Source organism: Rhodococcus sp. Leaf247 (assembly GCF_001426185.1).
GTDB lineage: Bacteria > Actinomycetota > Actinomycetes > Mycobacteriales > Mycobacteriaceae > Rhodococcoides.
Genome location: NZ_LMRP01000002.1, coordinates 1,218,326 through 1,244,709, shown reverse-complemented (window position 1 = coordinate 1,244,709; position 26,384 = coordinate 1,218,326). Strand labels below are relative to the sequence as shown.

29 protein-coding genes are annotated in these 26,384 nt (G+C 67.8%); 15 read left to right on the top strand and 14 right to left on the bottom strand.

Going from position 1 to position 26,384, the window contains the following annotated elements; translation table 11 throughout:
- Positions 1-25: 25 nt before the first annotated feature.
- The gene (locus ASG64_RS15210; RefSeq protein ID WP_056074260.1) at positions 26-697 is read right to left on the bottom strand and encodes a hypothetical protein; all 672 of its coding nucleotides are present in this window, start codon (positions 695-697) and stop codon (positions 26-28) included.
- Between the two features lie 104 nt (positions 698-801).
- Here ASG64_RS15210 and ASG64_RS15205 point away from each other — a divergent pair, with 104 nt between their 5' ends.
- The 3 genes from ASG64_RS15205 to ASG64_RS15195 are packed head-to-tail and all read left to right on the top strand — an operon-like array spanning position 802 to position 3,659.
- Entirely contained in the window at positions 802-1,575 is a 774-nt protein-coding gene (locus ASG64_RS15205; protein WP_042573537.1) for a DUF2470 domain-containing protein, read from the top strand.
- Positions 1,565-2,374, top strand: a complete 810-nt coding sequence (locus tag ASG64_RS15200) for a CPBP family intramembrane glutamic endopeptidase (RefSeq protein ID WP_442971156.1) — start codon at positions 1,565-1,567, stop codon at positions 2,372-2,374. The genes ASG64_RS15205 and ASG64_RS15200 overlap by 11 nt, the downstream gene beginning before the upstream one ends.
- A 25-nt stretch (positions 2,375-2,399) precedes the next feature.
- Positions 2,400-3,659, top strand: coding sequence for an LCP family protein (locus ASG64_RS15195; RefSeq protein ID WP_082518455.1), 1,260 nt, complete (start codon positions 2,400-2,402; stop codon positions 3,657-3,659).
- Between the two features lie 25 nt (positions 3,660-3,684).
- Here ASG64_RS15195 and ASG64_RS15190 read toward each other — a convergent pair whose 3' ends face one another.
- Positions 3,685-5,313 (bottom strand): GMC oxidoreductase, encoded by a 1,629-nt coding sequence (locus ASG64_RS15190; protein WP_200933478.1) that lies wholly within the window; start codon positions 5,311-5,313, stop codon positions 3,685-3,687.
- Positions 5,314-5,505: 192 nt separating this feature from the next.
- Between ASG64_RS15190 and ASG64_RS15185 the strand changes: the two genes are divergently transcribed.
- The gene (locus tag ASG64_RS15185) at positions 5,506-6,051 is read left to right on the top strand and encodes a ferritin (RefSeq protein WP_056074258.1); all 546 of its coding nucleotides are present in this window, start codon (positions 5,506-5,508) and stop codon (positions 6,049-6,051) included.
- Positions 6,052-6,054: 3 nt separating this feature from the next.
- Here the strand turns inward: ASG64_RS15185 and ASG64_RS15180 are convergent, their stop codons facing one another.
- The 5 genes from ASG64_RS15180 to ASG64_RS15160 are packed head-to-tail and all read right to left on the bottom strand — an operon-like array spanning position 6,055 to position 9,536.
- Positions 6,055-6,966, bottom strand: coding sequence for a DUF5926 family protein (locus tag ASG64_RS15180; RefSeq protein WP_042573534.1), 912 nt, complete (start codon positions 6,964-6,966; stop codon positions 6,055-6,057).
- Positions 6,967-6,977: 11 nt separating this feature from the next.
- Positions 6,978-7,745 carry a glycerophosphodiester phosphodiesterase family protein gene (locus tag ASG64_RS15175; RefSeq protein ID WP_042573578.1) on the bottom strand — a complete coding sequence of 256 codons (768 nt, stop codon included), beginning with the start codon at positions 7,743-7,745 and terminating at the stop codon, positions 6,978-6,980.
- The gene (locus tag ASG64_RS15170) at positions 7,742-8,674 is read right to left on the bottom strand and encodes a DUF4328 domain-containing protein (protein WP_056074257.1); all 933 of its coding nucleotides are present in this window, start codon (positions 8,672-8,674) and stop codon (positions 7,742-7,744) included. The genes ASG64_RS15175 and ASG64_RS15170 overlap by 4 nt, the downstream gene beginning before the upstream one ends.
- Positions 8,675-8,687: 13 nt before the next feature.
- Positions 8,688-9,029 (bottom strand): rhodanese-like domain-containing protein, encoded by a 342-nt coding sequence (locus tag ASG64_RS15165; RefSeq protein ID WP_200933477.1) that lies wholly within the window; start codon positions 9,027-9,029, stop codon positions 8,688-8,690.
- A 12-nt stretch (positions 9,030-9,041) separates the two neighbouring features.
- On the bottom strand, positions 9,042-9,536 hold the full coding sequence (locus ASG64_RS15160; RefSeq protein WP_156388388.1) for a hypothetical protein: 495 nt from the start codon (positions 9,534-9,536) through the stop codon (positions 9,042-9,044).
- A 148-nt stretch (positions 9,537-9,684) separates the two neighbouring features.
- On the opposite strand from ASG64_RS15160, the gene ASG64_RS15155 reads away from it, so the two are divergent.
- On the top strand, positions 9,685-10,614 hold the full coding sequence (locus tag ASG64_RS15155) for an LLM class F420-dependent oxidoreductase (protein ID WP_056074255.1): 930 nt from the start codon (positions 9,685-9,687) through the stop codon (positions 10,612-10,614).
- Here the strand turns inward: ASG64_RS15155 and ASG64_RS15150 are convergent.
- Entirely contained in the window at positions 10,592-11,743 is a 1,152-nt protein-coding gene (locus ASG64_RS15150; protein WP_056074254.1) for an acyltransferase family protein, read from the bottom strand. The two genes, ASG64_RS15155 and ASG64_RS15150, sit on opposite strands and share 23 nt — an antisense overlap.
- A 214-nt stretch (positions 11,744-11,957) precedes the next feature.
- Between ASG64_RS15150 and ASG64_RS15145 the strand changes: the two genes are divergently transcribed.
- The 3 genes from ASG64_RS15145 to ASG64_RS15135 all read left to right on the top strand — a co-directional run bounded on the left by ASG64_RS15145 (position 11,958) and on the right by ASG64_RS15135 (position 14,426).
- Positions 11,958-12,581, top strand: a complete 624-nt coding sequence (locus tag ASG64_RS15145) for a superoxide dismutase (protein ID WP_042573529.1) — start codon at positions 11,958-11,960, stop codon at positions 12,579-12,581.
- Positions 12,582-12,875: 294 nt separating this feature from the next.
- Positions 12,876-13,412: a hypothetical protein gene (locus tag ASG64_RS15140; protein ID WP_056074442.1), complete on the top strand. Its 537-nt coding sequence runs from the start codon at positions 12,876-12,878 to the stop codon at positions 13,410-13,412.
- A 312-nt stretch (positions 13,413-13,724) separates the two neighbouring features.
- Complete coding sequence (locus tag ASG64_RS15135) at positions 13,725-14,426, top strand: TMEM165/GDT1 family protein (RefSeq protein WP_042573575.1); 702 nt, start codon at positions 13,725-13,727, stop codon at positions 14,424-14,426.
- On the opposite strand, the gene ASG64_RS15130 is transcribed toward ASG64_RS15135, so the two are convergent.
- Positions 14,365-14,862: a nucleoside deaminase gene (locus ASG64_RS15130; protein ID WP_042573528.1), complete on the bottom strand. Its 498-nt coding sequence runs from the start codon at positions 14,860-14,862 to the stop codon at positions 14,365-14,367. The two genes, ASG64_RS15135 and ASG64_RS15130, sit on opposite strands and share 62 nt — an antisense overlap.
- Before the next feature lie 84 nt (positions 14,863-14,946).
- Here ASG64_RS15130 and ASG64_RS15125 point away from each other — a divergent pair, with 84 nt between their 5' ends.
- Positions 14,947-15,714: an SDR family NAD(P)-dependent oxidoreductase gene (locus tag ASG64_RS15125; RefSeq protein WP_042573574.1), complete on the top strand. Its 768-nt coding sequence runs from the start codon at positions 14,947-14,949 to the stop codon at positions 15,712-15,714.
- 154 nt (positions 15,715-15,868) lie between these two features.
- On the opposite strand, the gene ASG64_RS15120 is transcribed toward ASG64_RS15125, so the two are convergent.
- Entirely contained in the window at positions 15,869-17,461 is a 1,593-nt protein-coding gene (locus ASG64_RS15120) for a TM0106 family RecB-like putative nuclease (RefSeq protein ID WP_056074253.1), read from the bottom strand.
- Positions 17,462-17,715: 254 nt separating this feature from the next.
- Between ASG64_RS15120 and ASG64_RS15115 the strand changes: the two genes are divergently transcribed.
- From ASG64_RS15115 to ASG64_RS15095, 5 genes are read left to right on the top strand one after another with little or no spacing between them, the layout of a single operon-like run.
- On the top strand, positions 17,716-18,354 hold the full coding sequence (locus tag ASG64_RS15115; RefSeq protein WP_042573526.1) for a DUF6474 family protein: 639 nt from the start codon (positions 17,716-17,718) through the stop codon (positions 18,352-18,354).
- Positions 18,355-18,373: 19 nt separating this feature from the next.
- Complete coding sequence (locus tag ASG64_RS15110; RefSeq protein ID WP_056074252.1) at positions 18,374-18,883, top strand: hypothetical protein; 510 nt, start codon at positions 18,374-18,376, stop codon at positions 18,881-18,883.
- 57 nt (positions 18,884-18,940) lie between these two features.
- Complete coding sequence (locus ASG64_RS15105; protein ID WP_056074251.1) at positions 18,941-19,609, top strand: YcnI family copper-binding membrane protein; 669 nt, start codon at positions 18,941-18,943, stop codon at positions 19,607-19,609.
- Positions 19,606-20,109 (top strand): copper resistance CopC family protein, encoded by a 504-nt coding sequence (locus ASG64_RS15100; protein WP_056074250.1) that lies wholly within the window; start codon positions 19,606-19,608, stop codon positions 20,107-20,109. The genes ASG64_RS15105 and ASG64_RS15100 overlap by 4 nt, the downstream gene beginning before the upstream one ends.
- Positions 20,110-20,112: 3 nt before the next feature.
- A complete protein-coding gene (locus tag ASG64_RS15095; protein WP_082518453.1) occupies positions 20,113-21,048 on the top strand; it encodes a copper resistance D family protein in 936 nt (311 codons plus the stop codon).
- On the opposite strand, the gene ASG64_RS15090 is transcribed toward ASG64_RS15095, so the two are convergent.
- The 3 genes from ASG64_RS15090 to ASG64_RS15080 form a co-directional block, all read right to left on the bottom strand.
- Positions 21,049-22,077 (bottom strand): hemolysin family protein, encoded by a 1,029-nt coding sequence (locus ASG64_RS15090; RefSeq protein ID WP_197074694.1) that lies wholly within the window; start codon positions 22,075-22,077, stop codon positions 21,049-21,051.
- On the bottom strand, positions 22,074-23,468 hold the full coding sequence (locus ASG64_RS15085) for a hemolysin family protein (protein ID WP_056074248.1): 1,395 nt from the start codon (positions 23,466-23,468) through the stop codon (positions 22,074-22,076). The genes ASG64_RS15090 and ASG64_RS15085 overlap by 4 nt, the downstream gene beginning before the upstream one ends.
- A gap of 137 nt (positions 23,469-23,605) precedes the next feature.
- Positions 23,606-25,150 carry a succinic semialdehyde dehydrogenase gene (locus tag ASG64_RS15080; RefSeq protein ID WP_042573520.1) on the bottom strand — a complete coding sequence of 515 codons (1,545 nt, stop codon included), beginning with the start codon at positions 25,148-25,150 and terminating at the stop codon, positions 23,606-23,608.
- Positions 25,151-25,302: 152 nt separating this feature from the next.
- Here ASG64_RS15080 and ASG64_RS15075 point away from each other — a divergent pair, with 152 nt between their 5' ends.
- Positions 25,303-26,094, top strand: a complete 792-nt coding sequence (locus ASG64_RS15075; protein ID WP_042573572.1) for a MerR family transcriptional regulator — start codon at positions 25,303-25,305, stop codon at positions 26,092-26,094.
- Here the strand turns inward: ASG64_RS15075 and ASG64_RS15070 are convergent.
- Positions 26,051-26,380 (bottom strand): DUF6480 family protein, encoded by a 330-nt coding sequence (locus ASG64_RS15070; RefSeq protein WP_042573519.1) that lies wholly within the window; start codon positions 26,378-26,380, stop codon positions 26,051-26,053. The two genes, ASG64_RS15075 and ASG64_RS15070, sit on opposite strands and share 44 nt — an antisense overlap.
- Between the last annotated feature and the right edge of the window lie 4 nt (positions 26,381-26,384).

Genomic DNA, 26,384 nt, shown 5'->3' with positions numbered 1-26,384 from the left:
CCCGTTCTCGACACTCCGCACGTGTCTAGCCTTCGTGCCGGGCGTCGGCGACGCGCTCGGTGAGAGTGGCGGCGATACCCGGTGCGTCGGGGACCAGGATGCCGAGCAGGACACCGCGGGTCGCCGCGGCGGCATCGGGATGGAGTGAGACGAGTTTCTGCAGGTCCGGTGCGCGCAACGCGGCGCGGACGTCGTCGCCGCGCAGAGCGGCGACCGTGCCTGCGAGAACGGCGAGCACTCCGGCCGCGTCGGATGCTGCGGCGAAGAACCCGTGCTCGGCATGGGCGACGACAGCCAGCGAATCTGCGACCACGTCCTCGTCGGCGCCGAAGTCGATACCCGTGTGATGACCCGCGCGATCGATTGTCGCCGTCGTCTCCACGACGTCACCGCCCGAGCAGAACACGACGAGGGGTGACCCGGTGTCCAGCGCGATCGCGTCGTCGAGTTGCTCGCCGGTCGCATGCACCAGGTACGCACGGGCGGGCGGGGGTGAGAGCGACGGAGCGATGTCGAGAGTGACGACCTTGTCCGAGACGTCGTCCGATGCGCCGACCGCACTGGCCGCGATGCAGGTCGACCCGATCATGGAATGCGGCTCGGCCGGGACGTTCGGGGCGGTGGCGACGAGGAGCCCGGCGAACAGAGCCTCGGGGTCTCGGCGTGGGCGGACACCCAGGGTCAGCATCGTGGGCACGCGGTCAGTCTAGTTTCTTCGTCTTGCGCACTCGCGCCGCGGCTGCTTAGCTAACCCTTACCTAAGTACATCCGAGTTCGACCGCACAGACCGAGGGGGCCGTCATGAACGGTGTCGTCACCACCGTCCCGTCCACTGCCGAGCGCGTCCGAAGCGTGTGCCTGCGCGCCGAACACACGGTGCTCGCAGTGGAGGGAAGCGCCCCGGTCGCCACCACGATGCACTTCCTGCGCTCGCCCGGCGAGATCGTCATGGTCGTGCCCGCGGACAGCACCGTCGGCGCCGTGACATTCCAGGCGGGTTCGGCCGGGGTTCCGGCCGTCCTCGAGCTCACCGACCACGCGCCCCTCGACCTGCGAGAACCCGTGCGTTCGCTGGTCTGGCTCAGTGGCGAGCTGCGCCGTGTCCCCGACAACGCCGAGCGCGCCGTGGCAGCAGCCGTCGCGTCGCAGTACCCGCACGCGGGGCTTCTCGACGTCGGACACAGCGGTGTCCTGCTGCGCCTGATCCTGGAATCGGTCGTCGTCGCTGACGCCACGGGCGCCGAACCGCTGTCCGTCCGAGACCTGATGGCAGCCGAGCCCGACCCGTTCTGGGAGGTGGAAGGCGGATGGCTGCAGCATCTGGACAGCGACCACTCCGACATGGTGCACCAGATCGCGCGACGCCTCCCGCCGTCACTGCGCACGGGCCGGCCCCGCCCCCTCAGCATCGACCGCTACGGCGTCGGCATCCGAGTCGAAGGTCCGTCCGACGACCACGACGTCCGCATCCCCTTCGCCTCCCCCGTCGACGACGTCACCGAGTTGAGCAAGGCGCTACGCGTGCTCGCAGGCTGCCCGTTCATGAACGGGCTCCGCGCGCGCGATCACCACTGACCGATCGACGGGCACAATCGACGGAGTGAATCCGGAGAAGCCACCTGTCACCGAGTCGCCCCGGTCGATCCGGATCGAGATCGTCGTCGTCCTGCTGTTCACGTTCGGACTCAGCGGCCTGTCCAGCATCCTGTCGCTGATCGAGAGCGCGATGGAACAGGGCGCTCTGTCCCAGCAGACCGTGGCGATCAACGTTCCACAGTCGACACTGGGGCCGATCGACTTCCTCCGGCAGATCCTCGGCGCCGTCCGGCTGTTCGCGTGGGGCGCGTTGGGCCTGTACCTGTTGTGGCGCAGCGGAATCGGGCCGCGGGCCATCGGATTCGCTCGACCACGGCTACGGCCCCATATCCTGCACGGCGTCGGACTCGCCGCCCTGATCGGCATCCCCGGACTGCTGTTCTACCTCGCCGCCGTCGCACTGAACCTGAACGTGACCGTCCTGCCCAGCACCATCGACGACGTCTGGTGGCGTCCGATCACCCTGACGCTGTCGGCGGTGGCGAATTCCGTCGCCGAGGAGGTCCTGGTCGTAGCCTGGCTCATCTCACGGCTCCGCGCGCTGGGCTGGGGAGAGAACAGGTCGCTCATCGCATCGGCTCTGCTGCGGGGCAGTTATCACCTGTACCAGGGCTTCGGCGCCGGCGTCGGCAACCTCGTCATGGGACTGATCTTCGGCAAGTACTTCCAGCGCACGGGCCGACTGTGGCCGCTCGTCGTCGCGCACGCACTGATCGATGTCGTCGCCTTCGTGGGGTTCGCCGCGCTGCGCGACCACGTTTCATGGCTGCCGGGATGACGGACCGGCCGGTTAGAGTCGCCGGATGAGCCAGCAACCTCCGTACGACCCCCGGCGGCGGCCGCCACCGAGTCGTACGGGGCAGGGACGTCCGGGCCCGGAACAGCCTCCCGTCGTCCGACGTCGTGCCGGCACGCCCCCTTCCTGGGCGGACAACACCCGCCAGCAACGACCGGACCGGCACCATCCGCCCCAGCAGGATCCGCGCGCCTGGTCGGCCGTCCCGCAGCAGGGACGGACTGACGCTCCCCGCCAGGACCCGCGGGCATACGCACCGCCGCCGCCCCGGCGGACCGGTCCACCCGCGCCTCCACCCACTCCACCGCAGCAGCGCAGACGTCGTCCACGGTGGGGTCGACGCATCGGTATCGGGCTCCTGGTCGTCCTTCTTCTCCTCGTGGGCGGAGCCGTATGGGCGGACACCTCTCTCTCGCGTGTCGACGCGTTGGCGAACTACGACGGACGCCCCGGCGACACACCAGGGACGAACTGGCTTCTCGTCGGATCGGACAGCCGTACGGGCCTGACGCCGGAACAGGAAGCGGCCCTCGCTACCGGCGGCGACATCGGCGCCGGCCGCACGGACACGATCCTGCTCATCCACATCCCGTCCAGCGGGCCCACGACGATGGTCAGCCTTCCGCGTGACTGGTACGTACCCATTCCCGGGAACGGCGAGGACAAGCTGAACGCGTCGTTCTCCCTCGGCGGTGCGCCACTACTGGTGCAGACGGTGGAAGGTGTCACCGGGCTGCACATCGACCACTACGCCGAGGTCGGGTTCGGCGGATTCGCGGACATGGTCGATGCGATCGGCGGCGTCGACATCTGCGTCCCGTACGACATCGTCGACCCGCTGGCGGGAATCGATCTCAGGCCGGGGTGCCAGGAATTGTCGGGACCGCAGGCTCTCGGATTCGTTCGGAGCCGGGCCACGGCGCTGGCCGACATCGACCGGATGAACAACCAGCGACTGTTCCTGTCGTCGCTGCTGTCGAAGGCGACCGGCCCGTCGACGTTCCTGAACCCGTTCCGCGCCGTGCCCCTGGTTCGCGGTGTCGTGCGGTCCCTGCAGGTCGACGACGGCGACCACATCTGGAACCTCGCGTCCCTCGGCTGGGCTCTGCGCGGAGAGATGGTGACCACGACCATCCCGGTCTCGGGTTTCGAGGACGTCGACGGCTCCGGCAACGTCCTGCTGTCCGATCGCGAGAAGGCGTCGCGGTTCTTCGACCTCCTGGCGAACGATCAGCAGTTGCCTCCGGATCTGATCGGCGGCGGCTGACCGCAGGTCACCGATAGGCCGAAGTTCAGCGATCGGAGATGATCCTCTCGATGTTGCGCTCGGCGAGCGCGCTGATGGTCAACGACGGGTTCACGCGGCCGGTGCTGCCCGGGACCAACGCACCGTCGACGACGTGGAGACCGTCGTAGCCGACGACGCGGCCGTGATCGTCGGTTGCACGTCCGATGACCGCGCCGCCCAGCGGGTGTGCGGTGAACGAGGTGTTCACGTCCGGTACCCGCAACAGCGGATAGCCGACACCGATACCCGAAGTCTGCGCGATCCTGTCGTGCACCGGGCGCAGTGCGTCCTCGACGGCTCGATTGCCGCTCTCGGGCCAGTCGAGCCGCACCGAACGGGTCGCCTCGTCCCAGGCGAACGATCCGCGCGTCGAGTCCATGACCATGCCGAGCGACCCGATCAGCGTCAGGTCCACGGGCGAGCCGGGGACGTACCAGTTCTCCAGGGTCACGGGCGCGCCGGAATCGTCGGAGATGCGCGATGCGGACGGTGAGGCCTGGACGAAGCCGATCCCGTCCGGGGTCATGCCGCGCACCAACGCGGCGTCACCGTTGGTCCCCCATCCCTGTCCGACGTGTTCGTTGAGATCGGGCAGGCGGCCGGTGTCCCGTGCGTGGACCAGAAGCTTGGATGTGCCCATGGACCCGGCACCGAGGAAGAGGTCGTCGCACGTGAGGGTCCTCGTCGACATCACCTGCGCCGACGGATCGAGCACATCCACGGTCAGCACGTACTCTCCCCCGGAGTCGCGCTCGATCGCGGTCACCTCGTGGCGAGCGTGGACGGTGCAGCGGCCCGTGGCCCGCGCCGCGGCCAGATAGTTGCGGTTCAGGTCGAATTTGGCACCGTTGGAGTTACCGAGGTTGGATTCCCCGATCACCGCGGACGGCCGCGAGCGCCCCGACAGTTCGGCTCGGACGACGTCCCAATCCCAGATGCCGTCGATGCGCTCCGGGGTGTAGCCGGCGCGCCGCACCTGGCGGTCCCACACTCTCGAATGCGTGAACGGTGTCGACTCGTAGATGTCGTCCGGCATGGAGGACAGTCGCAGTTCCGATCGGACGCGCGGGTAGTACACCGAGTTCATCTCGTCGTACGACACGATGCCACCGAAGATCTCCTCGAAGAACCGTCGCTCCGGTTCGATCATCACCCCGGTGAACACCATCGACCCGCCGCCGACGACGGCCCCGCACCAGACGTCGATCGTGCCGTGTTCGGTGACGTCGAAGACTCCACCGAACTGATCCGTCGGCACCATGGGCAGGCCGGTCAGTGGCGCGAGACCGCCGCGCCGCCAGAACGCTCGGCCGTCCGGAGCGAAGTCGTTGGCGAAGATCTGCCGCCGTGGGTCGGTCGGCCACTGGGATCCCCGCTCGAGAACGGTCACCTGCACCCCGGCGCGCGCGAGACGTGCGGCGGTGATGGCGGCGCCGAATCCGGACCCCACCACCAGCGCCTCGGAATGTTCGGGAGCGGGATCGACCGGCGCGAAGAGCTCGGGAACGAATGTGCGGTAGACACCGTCGAGTGCGGGCGCGGCCGCCGACGAACCCTGCGCCGCGATCCCGGCGGCCCCCACGAGACCTGCCACACCCATCGCGCGGAGAAACTGCCTGCGGTCCAGCTCCATGACATCTCTCCCCGCCCCGGCGCAGGTCACGCGGAATTCGCGTCGGGCAGCGGGGTTGGGGAGAGACTTTCTTACTCGCCGGTAAGTTGTCCACCTGCCGGGGCTGGGTGAGAGCAGATCGCGGACCGGGGCCGAGGGTGCCGCACGACACGCGACCCACGTCCGGCACCCGACCCAGTACCGTGTGTCGTCATGAGCCGCGACCGAGGGACCAGCGAATTCCACGAACTTCTGCGCCGACAGGTGCGCCACGAGTTCACGGCGTCGCAGCAGTACATCGCGATCGCGGTGTACTTCGACGGTGCTGATCTACCGCAGCTCGCGGCCAGGTTCTACGCGCAGGCGGACGAAGAGCGCGGCCACGCGATGATGATGATCCAGTACCTGCTCGACAACGACCTCGAGGTTCAGGTTCCCGGAGTGGACGACGTCGTCACGACCTTCGCCACGGTGCGCGAACCGGTGGAACTCGCCTTGCAGCAGGAGAAGAAGGTCACCGACCAGATCACGACGCTGGCCCGCACCGCCCGCGACACCGGGGACTACCTCGGCGAGCAGTTCATGCAGTGGTTCCTCGGCGAACAGATCGAAGAAGTGGCGGCGATGACGACACTGCTGACCATCGTCGATCGCGCGGCGCAGAACCTCTTCCACATCGAGGACTTCGTCGCCAGAGAGATGACCAGCGAGTCCCGCGGCGGCGGCAACGCGCCGAAGATCGCCGGGGGACTCGCCTGACGGTCAGCGCAGAGTGACCTGACGGCTGCGCAAGCCGTCCCGGGCGCGTCGCTGCTCGGAGGAGAGCTCCGACGTGTCGGCCAGTGTCTCGTCCAGTCGCTTACCCAGTTCTGCTGTGCCCGTTGCCCATTCGTCCGGGTGGACCTCCGGGTCGAGGTCGAACACCGGAACCAGCAGCCCGTGGGTGCGGAACGACCCGGCGAAGCGCGAGCCCTCGCCCACGTGGAGCGCGCCCTCGGACTGCAGGCGTGCGAGGGCGATCATCAGCTGGTCCTCGTCCTCGGGACGGACCCAGCGGATGTGCGCCTTGTCCCCGGCGTCGACCCACCATGCTGCGGACACACCGTCCGCGGTGATCCGTGCCGACGGGAGAATCGCACCGTTCGCGCGCTCGATGGTCGCGTCGACCTCGGGATCGGGGCTCGCCCCCTCGGGGATCCACCACGAGAAGTCCTTGTGCACCGTGATCTCCAGCGGCGACCCGGCATCGACCAGGTCGACCAGGCGCGCGGTGGTCTCCGACGGCGCGGACGCTGCCAACGACGTTCCCGGTGTCGCACCGGCGGTCCATTCGACGGCCGCGGCGAGATCGGCCGACAGGTCCTCGGAGAACGTCTGCACCTGCATCGCGACGAAGGCATCCTGCTTCTCGTCGTCACGCACCAAGGCGGCCACGGCACCCGGGAGAACGGTGGCCAGGGTGACCGGCCGCTCGCTCCCCGTCACGGGCAGCGTTGCCGTCGCGGAGGCTACGAACTCCCGCATGGCGACCATGTCGCATTCGAACGCCAGGCCTTCGAACGGCCGAACGGGAGCGGAGGACAACGCCTCACGCTCGACGCGGCGCTGTTCGAGCAGCTCGGCGCGTCGGCTGTCGGGCTTCGGACCACTGTTTCTCTTGCTCTTCTTACCCACGATGGTCGAACCTACCGGGTGAGGCTGTCGTCCAACCATGCAAGAGCCTGACCGGGGTGGTCGGTGGCGATCCACCGGACCCCGAGGTCGTGGCACAGATGCACGTCCTCCTCGGTGTTCACCGTCCAGCAGTACGTCGCGCGACCGGCTGCCGCAGCGTGATCGACCATCGCCGGTCGCTCGCGCAGCGTCTTGATGGACGGCCCCACCGCGGTGGCTCCGACCGTCGTCGCGGCTCCGCCGCCGATGTACCGGGACGCAGTGCCCAACAGCACGGTCGGCAACATCGGGGCCGAGCGCCGGACACGCCACACCGCCGTCGGAGCGAAGGACATGACGACGGCTCGCGACATCGAGGCCGAGCCCGGACGCCCGATTCCGAACCTGTGGAGTTCCGCCAGCACGGCGTTCTCGATCAACCCGCCGTAGCGGACGGGGTGTTTGGTCTCGATGAAGATCTTGGCGGGTTTGGCCTTCCACGACATGACGACGTCGATGAGATCCGACAGCAGCAGCACCTGCGCCGGGTCGTCGGCCGTTCCGTAGTCGTGCCCGGCCAGGGCGTCGTAGGTCAGCGTGCTGACGATCCCCGACCCCGACGACGTCCGGTCGATCCGCCGGTCGTGCACGCAGACGACTCGGCCGTCGCGGGTCAACCGCACGTCGCACTCGACGCCGTCGGCACCCTCCCGCAGAGCTTGCTCGTACGCGACCAGGGTGTGCTCCGGCCGTGCACCCGACGCTCCCCGGTGTGCGACGACGAGCGGCAGGACGCTCATCGCGTGAGCTCCACCGGATCCGGTGCGATCGTCCACCGTGTGAGCGTTCTGTCGTCACCGCGCACGGTGCGGCCGTCGGATCGGCGGATCAGCACCAGTGTCAGAGCCGCGAGTCCGGCGGCGACCAGGTCGGTGAGCGCAGTTGCCAGCACACCGTTGGCACGGGCCTGGATACCGTCCGCGACGCGGAAGGCGAGCGTCGCCGCCAGCATGAGCCAGTTGACGATCCACGCGGTCCACCACCAGGGAAGCACCCGTTCGAGCGACCATCGCTGCGAGCTCACGCGTGCCAGTTCGGTGAGGAAGACACCGGGGGCGACGAGATTGACCAGCGGTATCAGCGATCCGGCGAACAGGGTGCGTGGTCGTCGAGGATCCACCTCGCCCCGATCTGCGTACGCGCTGCGCCGGGCACGGACGAGCCACGCCACGCTTGCGACGGCGGCCACCAGACCCACGCCCACGGACAGGAAGGACAGGCACCAGACAGCGGCGTCCGACAGAGCGAGGACGGCGGCCGGAATCAGCGAGTCACGGCTGACCAACAACACGGCGTACCGGGCGAACTCCGCGAGCGCCGCGGCCACGAACAGGAAGAACGCCACGCTCACCATCGACGTGACGCGGCCCGCGAGTCGGTCCCCAGCGCTCTCGGTAGGTTCGACCGTCGCTCGGCCGACGACCGGCAGGCCCCACGTCGGCATCGTGTCGTAGCGGGGTGTGGGCGACGGTGCCCGGACGACCCGCGTGCGGCGTGCGCGCACGGGACTCGAGGCGACCCAGCGGAAGTTGCGACGCACCCCGGTAGGAACCTGGCCCACGGGCACGGGCGAGAGCAACACCCCTCGGCAGACCGGACACCACTGCTGCGGACGCGGTCCGACGTCGATCCGCGTCGCGCAGCGCGCACAGATCTGGAAATAGTTCATTCGCGCTGCCGGCTCAGTAGACGGTGGCGGGTCTGCCGGCGTCGTCGACGACGGGGAGGCCTGCTTGTTGCCACGCGACCATGCCGCCGTCGACATTGACCGCCTCGACGCCCGCGTGCTGCAAGTATTCGACGACACGCGCCGAACGTCCCCCCACCCGGCAGACGACGTAGAGGGGTCCCGAGACCTCGACCTCACCGATCCGGGCGGGCACATCACCCATCGGAATGTGGATCGCGCCGGGAGCATGGCCCTGCTCCCACTCGTCCTGCTCACGAACGTCCAGGAGGACGGCCTCCGAACTCTGTGCGGGCACGTCGGCCACGGACACGGACGGGACGGATCCGGAAGTCACGGCTCGATCCTGTCACGGCGTGCGAGACGGTGCCACCATCCGCTCTCCGTCGACCGGTTCGTCGTCGTTCCGCCATTCCGCCGATGGACGCCGGGGCGCTCGCGCCACGATCCATGTCGACCCGACCTTCGTCGCTGCCAACGAGCCCGATGCGATCTGTTGCAGCACCGCTTGACGTGACACGGAGGTACCGGCCGCGACCTCGGACACCGACGCCCAGCCCTCCGTCGGCGGCAGACCGGACACCAGGTCGAAGTCACGGGAGCGATGGATCGCCAGAGACACCAGTTCTCGACCGGGTGCGGACGACCGCAACACCGCACCGGCGACCGCCGTCGCCTGCGTCAGGTCGTCGGCCTGCACCGTCACCACCAACCTGGCGCGGCCGAGCAGGCTGCGGGTCACGCGCCCGCGGTAGGGGGTGACGGCGTCGGACATGTCGTCCAACTCGTCCTCCGTGAGCTGGTCGACGCGGCGGTCGATCTCGGCCTCGGCCGTGAATTCCATGCGCCGAGTATTGCTGATCGACAACTTCTGTGCGTCCACTACTTGTCGATCAGCAAGTTTACTCCCCACCATCCACAGAAACATCCACAGAAACCGAACTCGATCCCGTTTCCGGCGTGAGCGGGCCGGTGCGCTCTAAGGTCGAGTCATGGATCTCAGAATCTTCACCGAACCGCAGCAGGGTGCCACCTACGACGACCTGCTTCGCGTGGCTCGTGCCGCCGAGGACTTCGGTTACGACGCGTTCTTCCGCTCGGACCACTACCTGGCGATGAACGTCGACGGGTCACCCGGACCGACGGATGCGTGGATCACCCTCGCCGGACTGGCGCGGGAGACGTCGACCATCCGGCTCGGCACGCTGGTCACCTCCGCCACCTTCCGGTACCCCGGGCCGCTCGCCATCTCCGTCGCGCAGGTCGACGCGATGAGTTCCGGCAGAGTCGAACTGGGTCTGGGTGCGGGGTGGTACGCGGAGGAGCATGCCGCCAATGCCATTCCGTTCCCGCCGGTGGGCGAACGATTCGACCGGTTCGAGGACACCCTCGCCATCGTGACCGGCATGTGGGGCACGCCGGAAGGCGAGTCCTTCTCGTACGAGGGTCGGCACTTCAGCGTGACCGACTCACCGGCTCTGCCGAAGCCGGTGCAGAGCCCGCCTCCGATCATCATCGGCGGAATGGGCAAGAAGCGGACCCCCGAACTGGCGGCGCGATACGCGCAGGAATTCAACCTCCCCTTTGCCGACACCGATTCCACCGCAACACAATTCGAGCGAGTTCGCAGTGCGTGCGCGGACGCCGGGCGCGACGCCGACTCGATGATCTTCTCCAACGCGCTGGTGCTCTGCTGCGGGCGTGACGACGCGGAACTGGCCCGCCGTGCCGGCGTCATCGGACGCGAGGTGGACGAACTCCGCGCGAACGGAGCCGCGGGTACACCCGCCGAGATCGTCGACAAGCTGGGAACGTTTGCCGAGTTGGGCGCGACCCGGTTCTACCTGCAGACCCTCGACCTGACGGATATCGACCACCTCGAGTTGGTCGCGAGCGAGGTCATGCGGCAGCTGAGTCGGTAGCGGGTGTCGCGCGCCCCGACCAGTGGCGCGCGATCCACCGTGCCGCCGGTGTCTCCACGTAGCGATAGACGACGTCGGACAGCGCTCCGGTGGCGAGTGCGAACACCAGCACGGCCATCGTCGGCCCGAGATGAGGTTCGACGAGCGAGTAGATGCGGTACAGCACCAACGTGTGCACCAGGTAGATGGTGTAACTCCGAGTCGCCAACCAGTGGACGACGCGTGAACGACCGAAGGCTGTGTCCGTCGGTGCAACCAGGACCACCGCCACGATCAACACCAGCACCGTCCACAGATGCCCCTGCTGGCCGACGTGGAAGGCGTCGACGGTGATCGCGTACTGGATCACCGCGAACTGCGCCAGGGCGGCAGCGGTGAGTGCACGCCACGACGCCAGCCGCGCGAAGCCCATGTAGGCCAGCTGCCCCAGGAATACCGTCGGGAGGGTCGCCGCGACCTTGTCCACCATCGGCACGGTCCAGGAGTACGGGACCAGGTCGGTGTAGAGAAGTACCGCCCAGCAGAGCGCAGCACCGATGACCGGGACCAGTACCGGCCGGGTTGCGAGGACACGGCGCATGGACACGGCATAGACGTAGAAGACGCCCTGGACGATGAGGGTCCAGGTGACACCGAGCACGACCACTTCGGGACGGACGAAAAATCCGCCCAGCACGAAGCTCATGGCAGCCTCGGCGTTGCTGATGCCGACCGTCTGCGAGAACATCCCGTTCACGCCCAGGCGCACCAGGACGATCGCTGCGAGCACGGACAGCCAGAAGACAGGGAGGAGTCGCGCGGCCCGCCCCACCAGGAACTTCCGGGGTGAATGCCGGACGGCCGACGCCGTCGCGACCAACCCGGTCAGCATCATGAAGAAGGCGACGCCCACGAAGGACAGGTGGTGGTTGAGTCCACCGTGCTCGACCAGGACCACCGTGACCACGTCGATCAACCACCACGAGGTGCCGAGGTCGTCGACGAGGAAGTACGAGATGTGCGAGTACACGACGGTGAGCACGGCCAGCGCGCGGAGAATGTCGACGCCACCGAACCTGATTCGCGGCGGTTCGGACGGCGCCGCGACCGAGACCACCCCGTTGTCCGGGTTCGGCGTCGGGTGTGTCATCACCCCAGATCTTAAGGTTCCGTTCACCCGGAGGTCGAGTTCGCCGGTGTAAACAACAATCGTCGCCAAGAGGACCGCAGTCCGGAAGCGCCTCCACCGCTGCACTCCGCGTGCGCCGAACTGTTGCGCGAGGTGTACGAATGATATTGGCTGGGTAGAGCCAGCCGTCAGCTATGACACGTCAGACAACACTGACGCAAGAGAAGGGAAACACGTGTCCGAGTACACACTGCCCGACCTCGACTACGATTACGCAGCTCTCGAGCCCCACATCTCCGGTGAGATCAACGAGTTGCACCACTCCAAGCACCACGCCACCTACGTGGCCGGCGTGAACACCGCGCTGGAGAAGCTGGCCGACGCCCGTGACAAGGACGATCACGGCTCGATCTTCCTGCAGGAGAAGAACCTCGCGTTCCACCTCGGTGGTCACGTGAACCACTCCATCTGGTGGAAGAACCTCTCCCCCAACGGTGGCGACAAGCCCGAAGGCGAGCTTGCCGCAGCTCTGGACGATCAGTTCGGATCGTTCGACAAGTTCCGCGCGCAGTTCACCGCCGCGGCCAACGGCCTGCAGGGATCCGGCTGGGCCGTCCTCGGCTACGACACGCTGGGCAAGAAGCTGCTTACCTTCCAGCTGTACGACCAGCAGGCGAACGTGCCCCTCGGCATCATCCCGCTGCTACAGGTCGACATGTGGGAGCACGCCTTCTACCTGCAGTACAAGAACGTCAAGGCCGACTACGTCAAGGCATTCTGGAACGTCGTCAACTGGGCCGACGTGCAGCAGCGCTTCGCCGCCGCCACGTCGCAGACCTCGGGTCTGATCTTCCCGTAGTTCTCGCCAACACGTCGAGCGCCGCCGGACAGCGGGCGCACCCCAGCGGGTGCGCCCGCTTTCGTGTGCGGCGGGTGGGTCGGTGCGCGCTGGCCTGGCCTGCGACGGGTGCGCCGTGCGGCACCTCGACTGTCACGGCAGGCAACATCTGGCACTCGCAGCCACTTGTGTGCCAGGTGGGCGCTGGTGTTTCCTTCATTCACCCGACGATGTGTGCCGATGGTCCGCGCACGTTCCGCGCGGCCGTCTCCCCTCCAGGGGAATGCATCTGCCGGCCAGTGCGAGGAGAACGCCGTGAGCTTTCATCCCGATCGTCGTGTCATCGGAGTCGCACCGTTCCACTCCGGAGGCACGCTGCGCGGCTTCGTCATCTCCGGCCGTTGGCCCGATACGACGAAGGAGTGGGCGCAACTCCTGGCCTTCACCGTCCACGTCGCGTCGACACCCGGCCTGCTTGTCACCTCCACCGTCTTCGGTGTGCGAGAGGAACTTCCGGACGATCCACACGAAGGCACCGTCGGGATCGTGTTGTCCGAGGGTCCCGTGATCGGTGACCACGCGGTGACCCCGGAACGGTTCGCCCTCCATCAGCCCGCTGCGCTGATGATGCTGCACCCGCCGTCGGAAACCATGCCGACCTTGCCGGAGTGCGCGGGCGCCGCGTCCGGTTGCGTCCTGCTGCCCGGCCTGCCCCATCTCGGACTCGATCACCGCGCGGCATGGGTCGAAGCCGAGGCAGACGGGACCGTGACGTCGATGGTCAGTCGCGTGGGTCTCGACCCCATCAGCGACCCCGACACCGCGGTGCTGGCAATGCTGCTCGCCGCATGACAATGGACGGCACGCGGAAGTCCAAAGTTCGGTCGACCTAACAGGAAAGTCGAGGTTGCAGAAGCCTGACCTGCGGTTTAGCGTGGAGAACAGCGAAGGGGAGTAGCCCCCAATCGCCGAGTCGACATACTGGCGCGGATCGCACATGGATCCGTTCCCGGCCCGGTGAACCGACAGCCGTCTCGAGTGAGACCGCGAATCGGTGGGCGAGACCTTCGGTCCGATGACCGCACGGCGTACTTCCGAGTGCGCCGAGCGCCGGCCGTGAACTCCCCTCGCAACGGTCTGCGCGCCCTGCCCTGGAGGTTTCCCGTGTTCGCCGCGCTGCTGCTCAGCTTCGGTGTCATCTTCGTCGCCGAGCTCGGTGACAAGTCACAGCTGATGGCCATGACGTTCGCCTTGAAATATCGCTGGTGGGTCGTCATCGGTGGCATCACCGTCGCCACGACGCTGGTGCACCTGGTGTCCGTCGCCGTCGGTCACTACCTGGGTGTCGCCCTGCCCACCCATCTGATCGGCATCGTCGGCGGCATCGCGTTCCTCGTCTTCGGACTGTGGACGCTGCGCGGCGACAGCCTCGACGACGACGAGGCCTCCAAGGCCGACCGCGTCACCAAGTCCGCCTTCATCGCCGTCGCCTCCGCGTTCTTCCTCGCCGAACTGGGCGACAAGACGATGCTCGCGACCGTGACGCTGGCGTCGGACAACGACTGGGTGGGCGTCTGGATCGGATCGACGTTGGGCATGGTCGCCGCAGACGCCCTGGCCATCATCGTCGGCGCGACGCTGGGCAAGCACCTCCCCGAGCGCCTCATCACCCTGGGCGCGGCGACTCTGTTCTTCGTGTTCGGCGTCTGGCTGATCCTCGAAGGCGTCTTTCCCGGCTCACCGGTCGGCCTGATCGCTGCGGCCGTCGTGCTCGTCGCCGGCATCGCATTGACGACCTGGCGGCTCAGGCGCTCTCCGCAGGAAGACCGGCGTTCCGACGATGAAGCGATCGCATCTCCGCGCTGACCTCGTTTACCGGGCCGTGGACTCGGATCGACGGCGCGACCTGCTGGATCGGTAGCGCCGCCACCGGGCCCGCGTCCAACGACCATTCCTCCCGCCACGCCGTCAACTGCGCGCCCGTCACCGCGACGACGATGTCGCCGAGCCCCACCCACGCGTGCGCCGCCGAGCACATCGGGCAGTGCTCCCCCGACGTGTAGACCGTCGCCGACGATCGAGCCTGCGCATCGAGGTTGCGGACGGCCCACTCCACGATGGTGAACTCCGGATGCCGAGTCGCGTCGCCGCCACCCGTTCGGTTGCGGTCCTCGAACAACACACGACCGTCCGAGTCGACCAGCACCGACCCGAACGGCTCGTCACCGGCCTCGAGGGCTTCGCGCGCGAGTTCGACGCAGCGGCGGACATGGTGCAGATCGATCGAACCGAGAGACGACATGTGTCCAGTGTGGACCACCGACTAGGGTTCCTTTTCAGTGAGCGGCCGGTAACCGACATGGTCGTCGAACGAGAGGACACGGCAGTGGAGATCGCAGGAACAGCAGCATTGGTCACCGGAGGCGCCTCGGGCCTCGGCGCAGCTACAGCGAAGCGCCTCGCCGACAACGGCGTCACCGTATTCGGCCTCGACCTGCAGCAATCCATCGACAAGGCCGGCGACTCCGTTCCCGACGGCGTCACCCTGATCGCCGCCGACGTCACCAGCGACGAGGAAGTCCGCGCAGCGCTGAGCCAGATCGGTGAGGCAGGCGTTCCCCTGCGCATCGTGGTCAACTGCGCCGGTGTCGGTTGGGCGGGTCGCATCCTGTCGAAGAAGGGCGTCCACGACCTCGAGCTCTTCCGCACCGTCATCACCATCAACCTGCTCGGCACCTTCAACGTCATGCGTCTGGCAGCGGACCACATGCAGTCGCTGCCCACCGTCGACGAGGCCGGCCAGCGCGGCGTCATCATCAACACCGCCTCCGTCGCGGCCTTCGAAGGACAGATCGGTCAGATCGCGTACTCGGCATCCAAGGGTGGCGTGCACGGCATGACCGTTCCCGCGGCGCGCGACCTCGCGCAGTTCGGCATCCGCGTCAACACCATCGCCCCCGGAATCGTCGACACCCCGATGCTCGCCGGCGTCACCCCGGAATACCGCGCCGGCCTCGAGGCGGGCGTCCCGTTCCCGTCGCGCCTGGCTCAGCCCACCGAATACGCGCAGCTCGCACAGATGATCGTCGAGCACGACTACCTCAACGGCGAGACCATCCGCATGGACGGCGCGCTCCGGATGGCGCCGCGCTGACCTCCGCGACAACCGCGGAGAAAATCTTCTCCGACTCGACCCATCCGTCACCGGTACTGGGACGAATCACATCTCGAGACGCTCGTCGTCGCTGCCAACCCCCGACTGGTAGCGACGGCGAGCGTTTCACTTCGTTACACGGTGGGCGAGCGTTTCACTTCGTGGAGGTCATGGCCTCACGGGACCGACGCAGGGCATCGACCGTCGGAATCTCATCCGCCGCGCCGTCGTTCATCCACACCCGCAAGGCGCGCGTCGCCTGGACATCGTCCTCGTTGTACTCGAGCAATCGGGTGCGCTGCGTGTCGTCCACAGGTCCTTCGTACCCGACCGCCTGCCGGTACCAGACCATCGACGCTTCGCCGCCGGCCTCGTCGTCGCGCCACGTGAACCCGGCTACGGGAGCAACCTTCTTGAGCCCCTTGCCCGACGGACACACGAAGTTGTCGGACACCGCGATGTACATGTCCACCCAGTCCGGGCCGTCGATGAACGCCCGGACCTCCGCTTCCGTGGGTACACCCGGCATGCCGACGAACCTGCGTGCCGAGTTCAGCAGCCACTTGTCCTCGGCCGCACGCGAGTAGCAGTACGCGGCAAAAGTCAGGCCCCGGGCATGGGCGTCGTCACGCACGGCCTGCAGCCATGTCCAGAACTCGGCGAACGAGCGACCCTCGTCCATGGTCGGCACGGGCTCCCAGGTGACGAAGGCCCGGTACTCCGGGTCGGTGCCGTCCCGCCTGTCCAGGAGCGTGCCCCACATGTAGGCACCGTGTTCCTGGTAACTCTCCATGTCGACATCGACCTCGACGTCGGCGCGATGGACGGTGACCTCGTCGTGGCGCCGGACCAGCGGGAGATCGGACAGCCACGCCTCCGCGATGACGACGGTGTCGGCGAAGTCCCCGTGCGGCCACTCCTCGGGCGGTCCGGCGGTCCAGGTCGCGAGGTCGTCGATGGTTCGGATCCCGGCCGAGCGCAGGGCGTCGGCTCGAGACCCGGTCGCCACCAGACTGACGTCGTGGCTCTGGCGGAGTGCTTCCCCGCACTCGTCCCACCAGGGACAGGAGCGGCACTCGGACACCTTGGACGGCACCGTGACCGCCTCGCCCGCGGCGATGGCGGCGCGATCGGCGAAACGAGTGTCGTACTCGCGCGACACGGCCGCCAGATCGTGCACCAGCACGACCTCGGCGCCGAAGCCGATGACCCCTGCCGTGGCGGACGCGCCCGCGTGCCCGATACGTGCGAGCAGCCGGTGGATGTGCACACCGCCGAGCTGGTCACGCAGCTGGGCACGGACCTTCCGAGTGGCGTCGACGGCGGGAGCCCACGTGTCGAACGGCGTGGTCACGGCCCCGCTACCCGGATCCGTCACCTTGTGGTTGACGACGAGGACAGGGATGTACCCACCGGCCGGGTCTTTGACGAGCATGTCGCAGCGACCACGCCGTCCTGCGTCCTCGTCGTCCGCGAACACTGCGTTCCAGATGCGCTCGGCTCCCTCGTCGCACGCGCGCCGAGTCGCACGGACCTGCAGGTGGCGCGGCATGGACGGCGACACCACAACCCAGGCGTCGGGGTCGGCGGAGACCAGGGACTCGCGAACTGCGGCTCGGTAGACAGTGGCCGCTTCCCGACGCATCTGGACGCCCGCGTTCTCCGCGGTGCCCGTGAGCAGCGACCGGTAGGCCGTGTCCAGGTACACCCGATGGCGGCACCGCGTGAGCGACGACGCGTCGACCATCGAGCGGCCGAGGGCCGGTCGGGATTCACCGGGAAGGCCGGAGGCCGGTCGGGATTCACCGGGAAGGCCGGAGGCCGGTCGAGTGGGACCGGGTGAGCCAGGCGTGGACATATTTGCAGCGTAGATCCAGGGGGTGACACCTCACGCGGATGCAGACATCCCGAGTGGGACCGATAGGCTGGCAGCAAGTATCGCGACGCCTGTTGTTCGATCGAACGGGGCGTCCTTCTCGGACACGAAGGGGCACGTTCACCATGGCTCTGCGCAAGAAGCGTTCTCGCCGTGCGACCCGGAAGGCCGAGGCCAAGGCACTCCGCCACAAGGCGGGTCTCGAGGCGAAGTACGGCGCTCGCAACGACCGTAAGCACCTGAAGAAGCTGGCGAAGAACGATGCGAAGGCGCTCGCCAGCCAGCAGAAGGTCGATCAGGCCCACATCAAGACTCTGGCGGCTCGCGAGAAGGCGGCGCGCGAGGGCAAGGTCAACGCGGCGAAGGTGCGCAAGTACATCGGTATCGGCCGCGTTCTGGCGCCGGTTCTGGTTCCGATCGCCTACCGCGCGGCCACGCTCCTGCGTGGGCAGCTGGATCAGTACCGCGCCGGTCGTATCGGCGTGCCGGTCCAGGAACTGGGCCAGTACACCGGGCACGGTGCGAAGCTCAGCGCCCGGATCGTCGGCGCGGAGAAGTCCGTGGCCGAGGTGTCGGCGGCGAACAAGGACAGCGAGACCGCGGCGTTCGCCGACGCGATCCGCGGACGTCTGACGCAGCTCACCACGGCGGTTCATGCCGCCGAGCAGATGCCGCCGTCGCGTCGCAAGCTCGCTCACGGTGCGATCGCGGACGAGCTGGACGGCATCGAGGCCGACATCCTCGCGCGCCTCGGCGTCCGCTGACCCGACCGGCGTCGAAGGAATGAGCACCGGCCGCGGGAGTGGTTTCCGCGGCGGAGCTGTGGGCGCACTCACCGCGGCCCTCGCTGTCGCAGCTCACGGGGCCGGCGGCGGTGAGATTCCGGGATCCGACTCGCTGACCTTCCTCGTCGTCGCGTCCCTCGGGGTCGGCGTTCTCGCCGGCAGTGTCGGCACGGGACGCTCCGGCCGTCTCGCGTTGCTGCCCTGGCTCGCCGGAGGACAGGTCGTCGCGCACCAGGCACTTGCACTGGCTGCCGACCACTCGCACCCGGTGGGCCCGTCGATGCTGACTGCCCACGCCGTCGCGGTCGGTGTGTGCGCTCTGCTGCTGGGCGCGGCCGAACGGCTGCTGCGAGCCATCACATCGGTCCTCCGCACACCCACCCGATCGTTCACTCCCCTACCGCGTCGGGCGACGATCTCCGCCACCGCGCCGCTGGGGATGCCCACACCCGTCCCCGCCCTGACTGCCGTATCGAGACGAGGCCCGCCGTCGGTGTCCACACCCTGACGTCGATTCAGCCGGTGCTCGGCGCCGGTTCACCTCTCTTCTCTAGGACACAACCACATGAGTAGTTTCTCCACGCGCGCCCTCGGAACGGGCGCCCTCTCCGCGGCAACCCTGATGGCAACGGCCGGCATCGCGTCGGCGCACGTCGTCGTCTCCGCTCCCGACGCAGCGCAGGGCGGGTACACCGTCCTGTCCTTCCGCGTTCCCACCGAGTCCGACACGGCGTCGACCACCGCGGTCACGGTCGAGCTTCCCGCCCTGACGTCCGCCCGGACGCAGCCCATGCCCGGCTGGACGTCCGTCGTCCAGAAGGGCGCCGACGAGAAGGCCACCTCGGTCACCTGGACCGCCGATCCCGGGAATCCGGGAGTCGGGCCGGGACAGTTCCAGCAGTTCCTGCTCTCGGCAGGGCCCCTGCCCGAGGAGGAGAGCGTGTCCTTCCCGGCGGCCCAGACCTACAGCGACGGTGAGGTGGTCCGCTGGGACCAGCCCACTCCCGAGGACGGCACCGAGCCCGAGCTGCCCGCGCCCACACTGACTCTCGCCGAGGGATCCGACGATCACCACGGAGCCCCGTCGGTGACCGCCGCGTCCTCCGAGACCTCGACGGCGACGGCGGCATCGTCGGACACCACCGCGCGGTGGTTGGGCGGCGTCGGCCTGGTCCTCGGCGCCCTCGGTGCGGCTCTGGGAATCGGGGCGACCGTTCGGAGTCGACGCTCGTGAGACGTTGTGTCGCAGTGCTGCTCACGGTGTTCGTCGCGTTGATCCTCGGAACGTCATCGGCGTCCGCGCACTCGGTCGTAGTCGGCAGTTCACCGGAGAACGATTCGTCGGTGGATGCGGGCCCCGCGGAAGCGACCGTCACGTTCAACGAAGCCGTGCAGTCGGACTTCGCCTCGCTGACAGTGGTCGGGCCGGACGGCAACCTGTGGTCGGAAGGTGACCCTCGGGTGTCCGGTTCCACGGTCGCCATCGATGTCCGCGAGCTCGGGCCGACCGGGACGTACACGATCGCGTACCGCGTCACCTCGGCGGACGGGCACCCGGTCAGCGGTACCCGCACCTTCGAGCTGACGACGGCCGGCAACGGAACACCGGGCGCAGCAGCCGATTCCGATGCGTCCGGTGCATCGGGAGGAGGCGTTCCACTGTGGCCGTTCCTCGTCGCGGCAGCGGTGGTGTTCCTCGGCGGACTGGCGTTCGCACTGCGGAAGAAGGACTGACGGATGGCCGGGACGACTGCGCGGCCCTGGTGGCCGGCCGTGGTCGTTCCGGCCGCTCTCGGTGGCGTCCTTCTGGCATGGGTGCTCGCCGTCGACCCGGTCCTGGTCGACACCGGCATCCGGAGTGTCGCCGATGTCGCGGGTGCGGTGCTGCTGGGCATCGGGCTGCTGACTCTGCTCGCGCAGCATTCACGCCACGTCGACACCTCGAGAGTCTGGCGTGTCGCCGCTGTCACAGCGGGATGCTGGGCGGTGTGCGAGGCAGCGTTGCTGGTCTTCGGCGCCGCACGCTCGGGAGCGGTTCCTGCCACCGACATGTCGCTCGCGATGTTCGCCGACTATCTGCAGAACATCGCCGGGGGACGGATCGGCACCGCTGTCGTGGTGGTGTCCGTGGCGATGACGATCCTGGCCACCACGACCGTCCGACTCGATCTCGACGTCTCCGGCATCGTCGTCGTCGTCCCGACCTCGATAGCCCTCATCGTCCGACCGATGACGGGACACATGTCCCAACAGCCCGCCGGAGCGCTACTCGTGGCTCTCCACGTTCTCGCCGCGTCGATCTGGCTGGGTCTTCTGCTGGCGATGGCCGTCGCCCTCCGCACGCGAACGGCGTGGGCCGAACTCCTGCCGCGCTATTCGACGATCGCGCTGTGGTGCGTCGTCGTGGTGACGATCACGGGTGCCGTCGACGCGGCGGTGCGCCTGGGATCCCTCGACGCACTGACCGGAACCGATTACGGCCGACTGGTTCTCGCGAAGACTGCGCTGGTGGTCCTGCTCGTCGCTGCCGGTGGGTGGCAACGACGGACATGGGTACGCGAGATCGGTTCGCACCGAACCGATGCGGCGGTCTCGATCAGGCGCGCCGTGACCGAGACCGCCGCCATGGCAGTCGCTTTCGGAGTAGCCGCCGCACTCGCGACGACCGCGTGATCACGCGGGTTGCGGGTCCGCGCTCGGAAGCAGTCTGACCAGGACGTCCGACATCGTGATCACACCGAGGACGCGCGATCCGTCACGCACCACGGCCAGATGGTTACGGGTCTCACGCATCTCGGCCAACGCCACGTACACCGGAGTCGCTGCCGCGAGCTCGAACGCGGGTCGTACGAACTCGGCGATCGACCGTGCCGGGTCCGCTTGCAGCGTGTCCCGAACGTGCACCACGCCGGCCACGTCGCGACCGGAGTCGCCCTGTCGGCCGACGAGAATGCGAAGGTGCCCCGTCCTCAACGACGCGTCGCGCACGTCGGACACCGATGCCGTGTCGTTCACCACCGTGGGTACGGAGGTGTCGTCGACGAGGTCGGCGACGGTCAACTTCTGCAGTTCGAGTGCCCCGACGATCTGGTCGGAGTACCCCTTGTCCAGCGATCCGACGCTGACCGAGTGCGCGACGAGTTGCTCGAGCCCGTCCGGATCCTGACCCGACACCACCTGGTCGGCCGGCTCGACGCCCGCCTTGCGCAGGCACCAGTTGGCCATCCCGTTGAGGGAGATCAGGATCGGCCGCGTGAACCACATGAACGCGCGCATCGGCAGTGCCAGCAGCGTCGCCGACTTCTCGGGATGGGCGATGGCCCACGACTTCGGAGCCATCTCGCCGACGACGAGGTGCAGGAACGTCACGACGATGAGGGCCAGCACGAAGCCCAGGACGTCGGACGCCCAGTAGGGCAGTCCGATCGATTCGAACAGCGGCCGCAGCCAGTAGTGGACCGCCGGCTTGGTGAAGGCACCGAGAGCCAATGTGCACAGCGTGATTCCGAGTTGGGACCCGGCGAGGAGCACGGTGAGCTCGGTCGAGCTTCGCAACGCCGCACGAGCCGAACGAGACGTCGCCGCAGCATCTTCGAGCCGGTGACGCTTCGCAGCCAGGAGCGCGAACTCCACGGCGACGAAGAACGCGCTGGCGGCGATCAGTCCGACGGTGACCACCAGGAACACCCAGATGTTGCTCATCGTGCGGCCTCCGTCTCGGACGTCGTCGCAGCGTCGTCACTGTCGCGCTCGCCCACCTCGAGGGTGAGTTCGGACGGAACGTGATTGTCGATCTCGCGTACCTCGATGGTCAGGAACCGGCGCGGCGGTTCGGCGTCCGCGGCGAGATCGCCGTGGTCGAGCGGCAGGTCGAGCTCGATGATGTCGCCGACCTCGGGCAGTGAACCGTGCGTGCTGATCGCGAGACCGGCGATGGTCTCGAAATCTCCCTCGGGCAGGTCGCGCCCCAGCGCACGCTCGATCTCGTCGAGATGGACGTCGCCGGCCACGGTCCAGACACCGTCGTCGCCCTGCACGGGCTCGGAGCCGTCCATGTCGTCGTGCTCGTCGGTGATCTCGCCGATCAGTTCCTCCGCGAGATCCTCGAGGGTGACGACTCCGGCGAACGAGCCGTATTCGTCGATCACACAGGCCAATTGGTTCTTCGAGGCGCGCAGCTCGTCCATCGCATCGGGGAGCATCTGACTCTCCGGCACGATCAGCGCGTCGCGGGACAGCACCGATACCGCGGTGTGACCCGGCAGGTCCGTGGCGAGGATGTCGCGAAGGTGGACCACGCCCTCGATGTCGTCGTCGACGGTCAGCACCGGGTACCGCGAGTGCTCGACGCTCATCAGCGCACGAACTTCGGCGATGGTGGAGTCGACGCGTACGACGGCCACCTTCGACCGCGGAATCATGGCGTGTCCCGCTGTGCGGGTGGGGAAGTCGAGGATGCGGTCGAGGAGCGTCGACAGTTCCTCGGGGAGGTCACCGCTGCCGCGGCTCTCGGCGACGATGTGCTCGAGGTCGCGCGGGGTGGCCGAATGCTCCACGTCGTGCACCGGTTCGATCTTCAGTGCCTTCAACAGCAGATTCGACGACGCATCGAAGATACGGATGAGCCATCCGAACAGCTTGAGGTAGATCGTCGTCGACAAGGAGAGCCATCGTGCGACGGGTTCCGGCCGAGCGATGGCGAAGTTCTTGGGGAACAGCTCACCGAAGAGCATCTGCACGAACGTCGACACGACCAGCGCCGTGATCGCTCCGACGGCGAGGCCGATTCCGCTGGGGATACCGACGCCGCCCAGAATCGTGCCGAGTGACTGCCCGATCAGCGGCTCGGCGAAGTTACCGACGAGCAGCCCGGTGACGGTGATGCCGAGCTGGGCACCGGACAGCATGAACGACGTCCGCCGGGTCACCGCGAGAGTGCGCTCGGCGACAGTGTCACCGTCCTTGGCCCGAGCTTCCAGGCGGGAGCGGTCCACCGTCATGTAGGCGAACTCTTGAGCGACGAAATAGCCTGTCGCAGCAGTGATGCCGATAACCACGACGAGGCCGAGCAGAAGTGTCAGCACTGCGCTCACTTGCCGGTCACCGCCCGTGTCGTGTCGAACACTACGTGGGGAGCCATGACCGGCCCGGGTCTGTCGCTGTCCATTCGTCCTCTGTCGCTGCGGGTGTTTCGCCCGATTCTACGGCACCCGCAGCGACAGGAACGTCACTAGCGTCCGGGGACGTACTTCAGCGCGCGGATGAAGATCGGGAGCGTCTTGGCCCAGAGCTTCGGCGGCAGACGTCGACCACCGAGGTTGATGAGCCGCGTGGTCGAGACGGTCTGGGACTCGGTGTACTTCAGGATGCCGTCCGGTCCGTGACGACGGCCGACGCCGGAGACACCCATTCCGCCCATCGGTGCGCCGGTGCTTCCCCAGGTCGGGGCGTATCCCTCGTCGACGTTGACGGTTCCCGCATGCAGACGCGCGGCGATGGCCTCGCCCTGCGACTTGGTCTTGGCCCACACGCTGGCGTTCAGGCCGTAGTCCGTCGCGTTCGCGCGGGACACGGCCTCGTCGACGTTCGCGACGGGGTAGATGGACACCAGCGGACCGAAGGTCTCGGTGCCGTAGCACTCCATGTCGTCGGTGACCCCCGTCAGGACGGTCGGCTCGTAGAAGAGCGGGCCGATGTCGGGTCGAGCCTTGCCACCCGCCACGACGGTGGCGCCCTTCACCTTGGCGTCGTCGACGTGGTTGGAGATGGCCTTGACCTGGTCCTCGGAGATGAGGCTGCCCATCTCGACACCGAACTCGTAGGTGGCGGCAAGGCTCATGCGGCGGACGCGCTCACCGAACGCGGCCGTGAACTTGTCGGCGATCGACTTCTCGACGTAGATGCGCTCGATCGAGATGCAGAGCTGGCCGGAGTTGGAGAAGCAGGCACGCACCGCGGCGTCGACCACCTCGGGGATCTTGGCGCCGGCGGCGACGATCATGGCGTTCTTGCCGCCGAGCTCGGCCGAGAACCCGATGAGACGGCGTCCGGACTGCTCCGCGAGCAGCTGCCCCGTGGCCGTGGATCCGGTGAACATCAGGTAGTCCGCGGTGTCGACGATCGCGGTGCCGACGACGGAGCCCGGGCCCGGCACGACGGCGAACAGGTCGCGGGGAAGACCGGCGCGGTAGAGCAGTTCGACGCACGCCAGAGCGCAGTAGGGGGTCTGGCTGTCCGGCTTGAGGACGACGCCGTTGCCGGCGAGCAGTGCGGGAATGGCGTCGGACACGGCCAGGGTCATCGGGTAGTTCCACGGCGAGATGATGCCGATGATGCCCTTGGGCTGGTAGTTGACCTGCGTCTTGGTGAGCACCGGCAGCATGCCCTTGACGCGCTTGCTCTTCAGCAGACCCTCGGCGACCCGGGCGTAGTGCCGTGCCGTCATGGCGATGTCGAGCACTTCCTCCTGAGCCGCGGAACGGGACTTGCCCGTCTCGGCCTGGGCGAGGTCGATCAAGGAGGCGCGGTGCTTCAGGATCAGGTCGCGGTACTTGTGGAAGATCCGGGCGCGCTCGCCGGCCGACGTGGCGGCCCACTTCTTCTGCGCGGCGCGGACCTTCTCGTTGGCGGCCAGGACGTCGTCGCGGGTGCCCACGGGAATGGTGGCCATTTCGCGTCCGGTGAAGACTTCGATGACCGGCTTGGTGTCGCGGCCAGGGGCCACCGACGCGAGTGCTGCTAAACGAGTGAAGGTGTCTGCAGTCGGCGCTGACATTCTGGGCCCCCTGGCGCGAAATGAGTGTGACGATGATTGACGGGTAGTGCCGTCGATATCGACACGGTACGCCAGTCGTGCGCGAGCTCACACCCCGTCGCGGAGAATGGAGACTTGACCCTCACGCAACGGGAGGCATCACAGTGTCCGGTGTGAACGATGCACTCACGGTCGGACAGGTCGCACGGTTGGCGAACGTCAGCGTGCGCACTCTGCACCACTACGACGCCCTGGGCCTGGTGGTTCCCGGCGGCCGGACCGAGGCGCAGTACCGCGTCTACTCGTCCGCCGACGTCGAACGGCTCTACGCCGTGCTCGCCTACCGCGAACTCGGCTTCCCGCTCGACGAGATCCGGACGCTTCTCGACGCACCCGACGCCGACGCCGTCCATCACTTGCGGCGCCAGCGCGCCGTCCTGGGCCACCGCATCGCTCACCTGACAGCCATGGCTCGCGCCGTGGACACCGTGATCGAGGAGAAGACGATGGGACGAGACTTGACGCCGGAACAGCAGCGCGCCATCTGGGGCGACGACTGGGTTGGAGAGAAGTACGAGGACGAGGCGCAGGAACGCTGGGGCGACACCGACGCCTGGGCGCAGAGCAAGGAACGCACGTCAGCCATGACCGAGACCGACTGGCGGTCGATCAAGAGCGACACCGACGCCCTCGAAGCCGACCTCGCCGCGGCCATGAGCCGCGGAGTGCTGCCGGGCAGCCCCGAGGCCGACGCGCTCGCCGAACGGCACCGCGCGTCCATCCAGCGCTTCTACGACTGCGACCACGACATGCACGTCTGCGTCGCATCCATGTACGTCTCGGACGACCGGTTCCGTAGCCACTACGAGAAACGAGCCACCGGGCTGGCCCGGTGGCTCGTGGATGTGGTGGAGGCGAACGCTAGAAAAGTCCCGCGATCCGCGCCACCAGCCCGAGAGCGATGAGGACGACGATCACGCCGATAGCGACCAGGAACACGATGGCGGGCGCCCTGGTGCGCTGCGGCGGCTCGTGGTTGGGACCGGCTGCGGACGTCGACATGGGAGGCGTGTCGCCCGGCTGCACTCCGCCGCCGGGCTCGAGGCCCGCGGTCTCCGCCGGGTCGGGGTTCTGCCCGTCGTCGTAGCCGGGAACGGGAGAGTTGTTGTCGGAAGCATCGTTCTTCGGGGTGGTCTCGCTCGGGGATTCGTCACTTCTGCGACCTGCGGTGCCGCCCTGACTGGTACTCATAGCT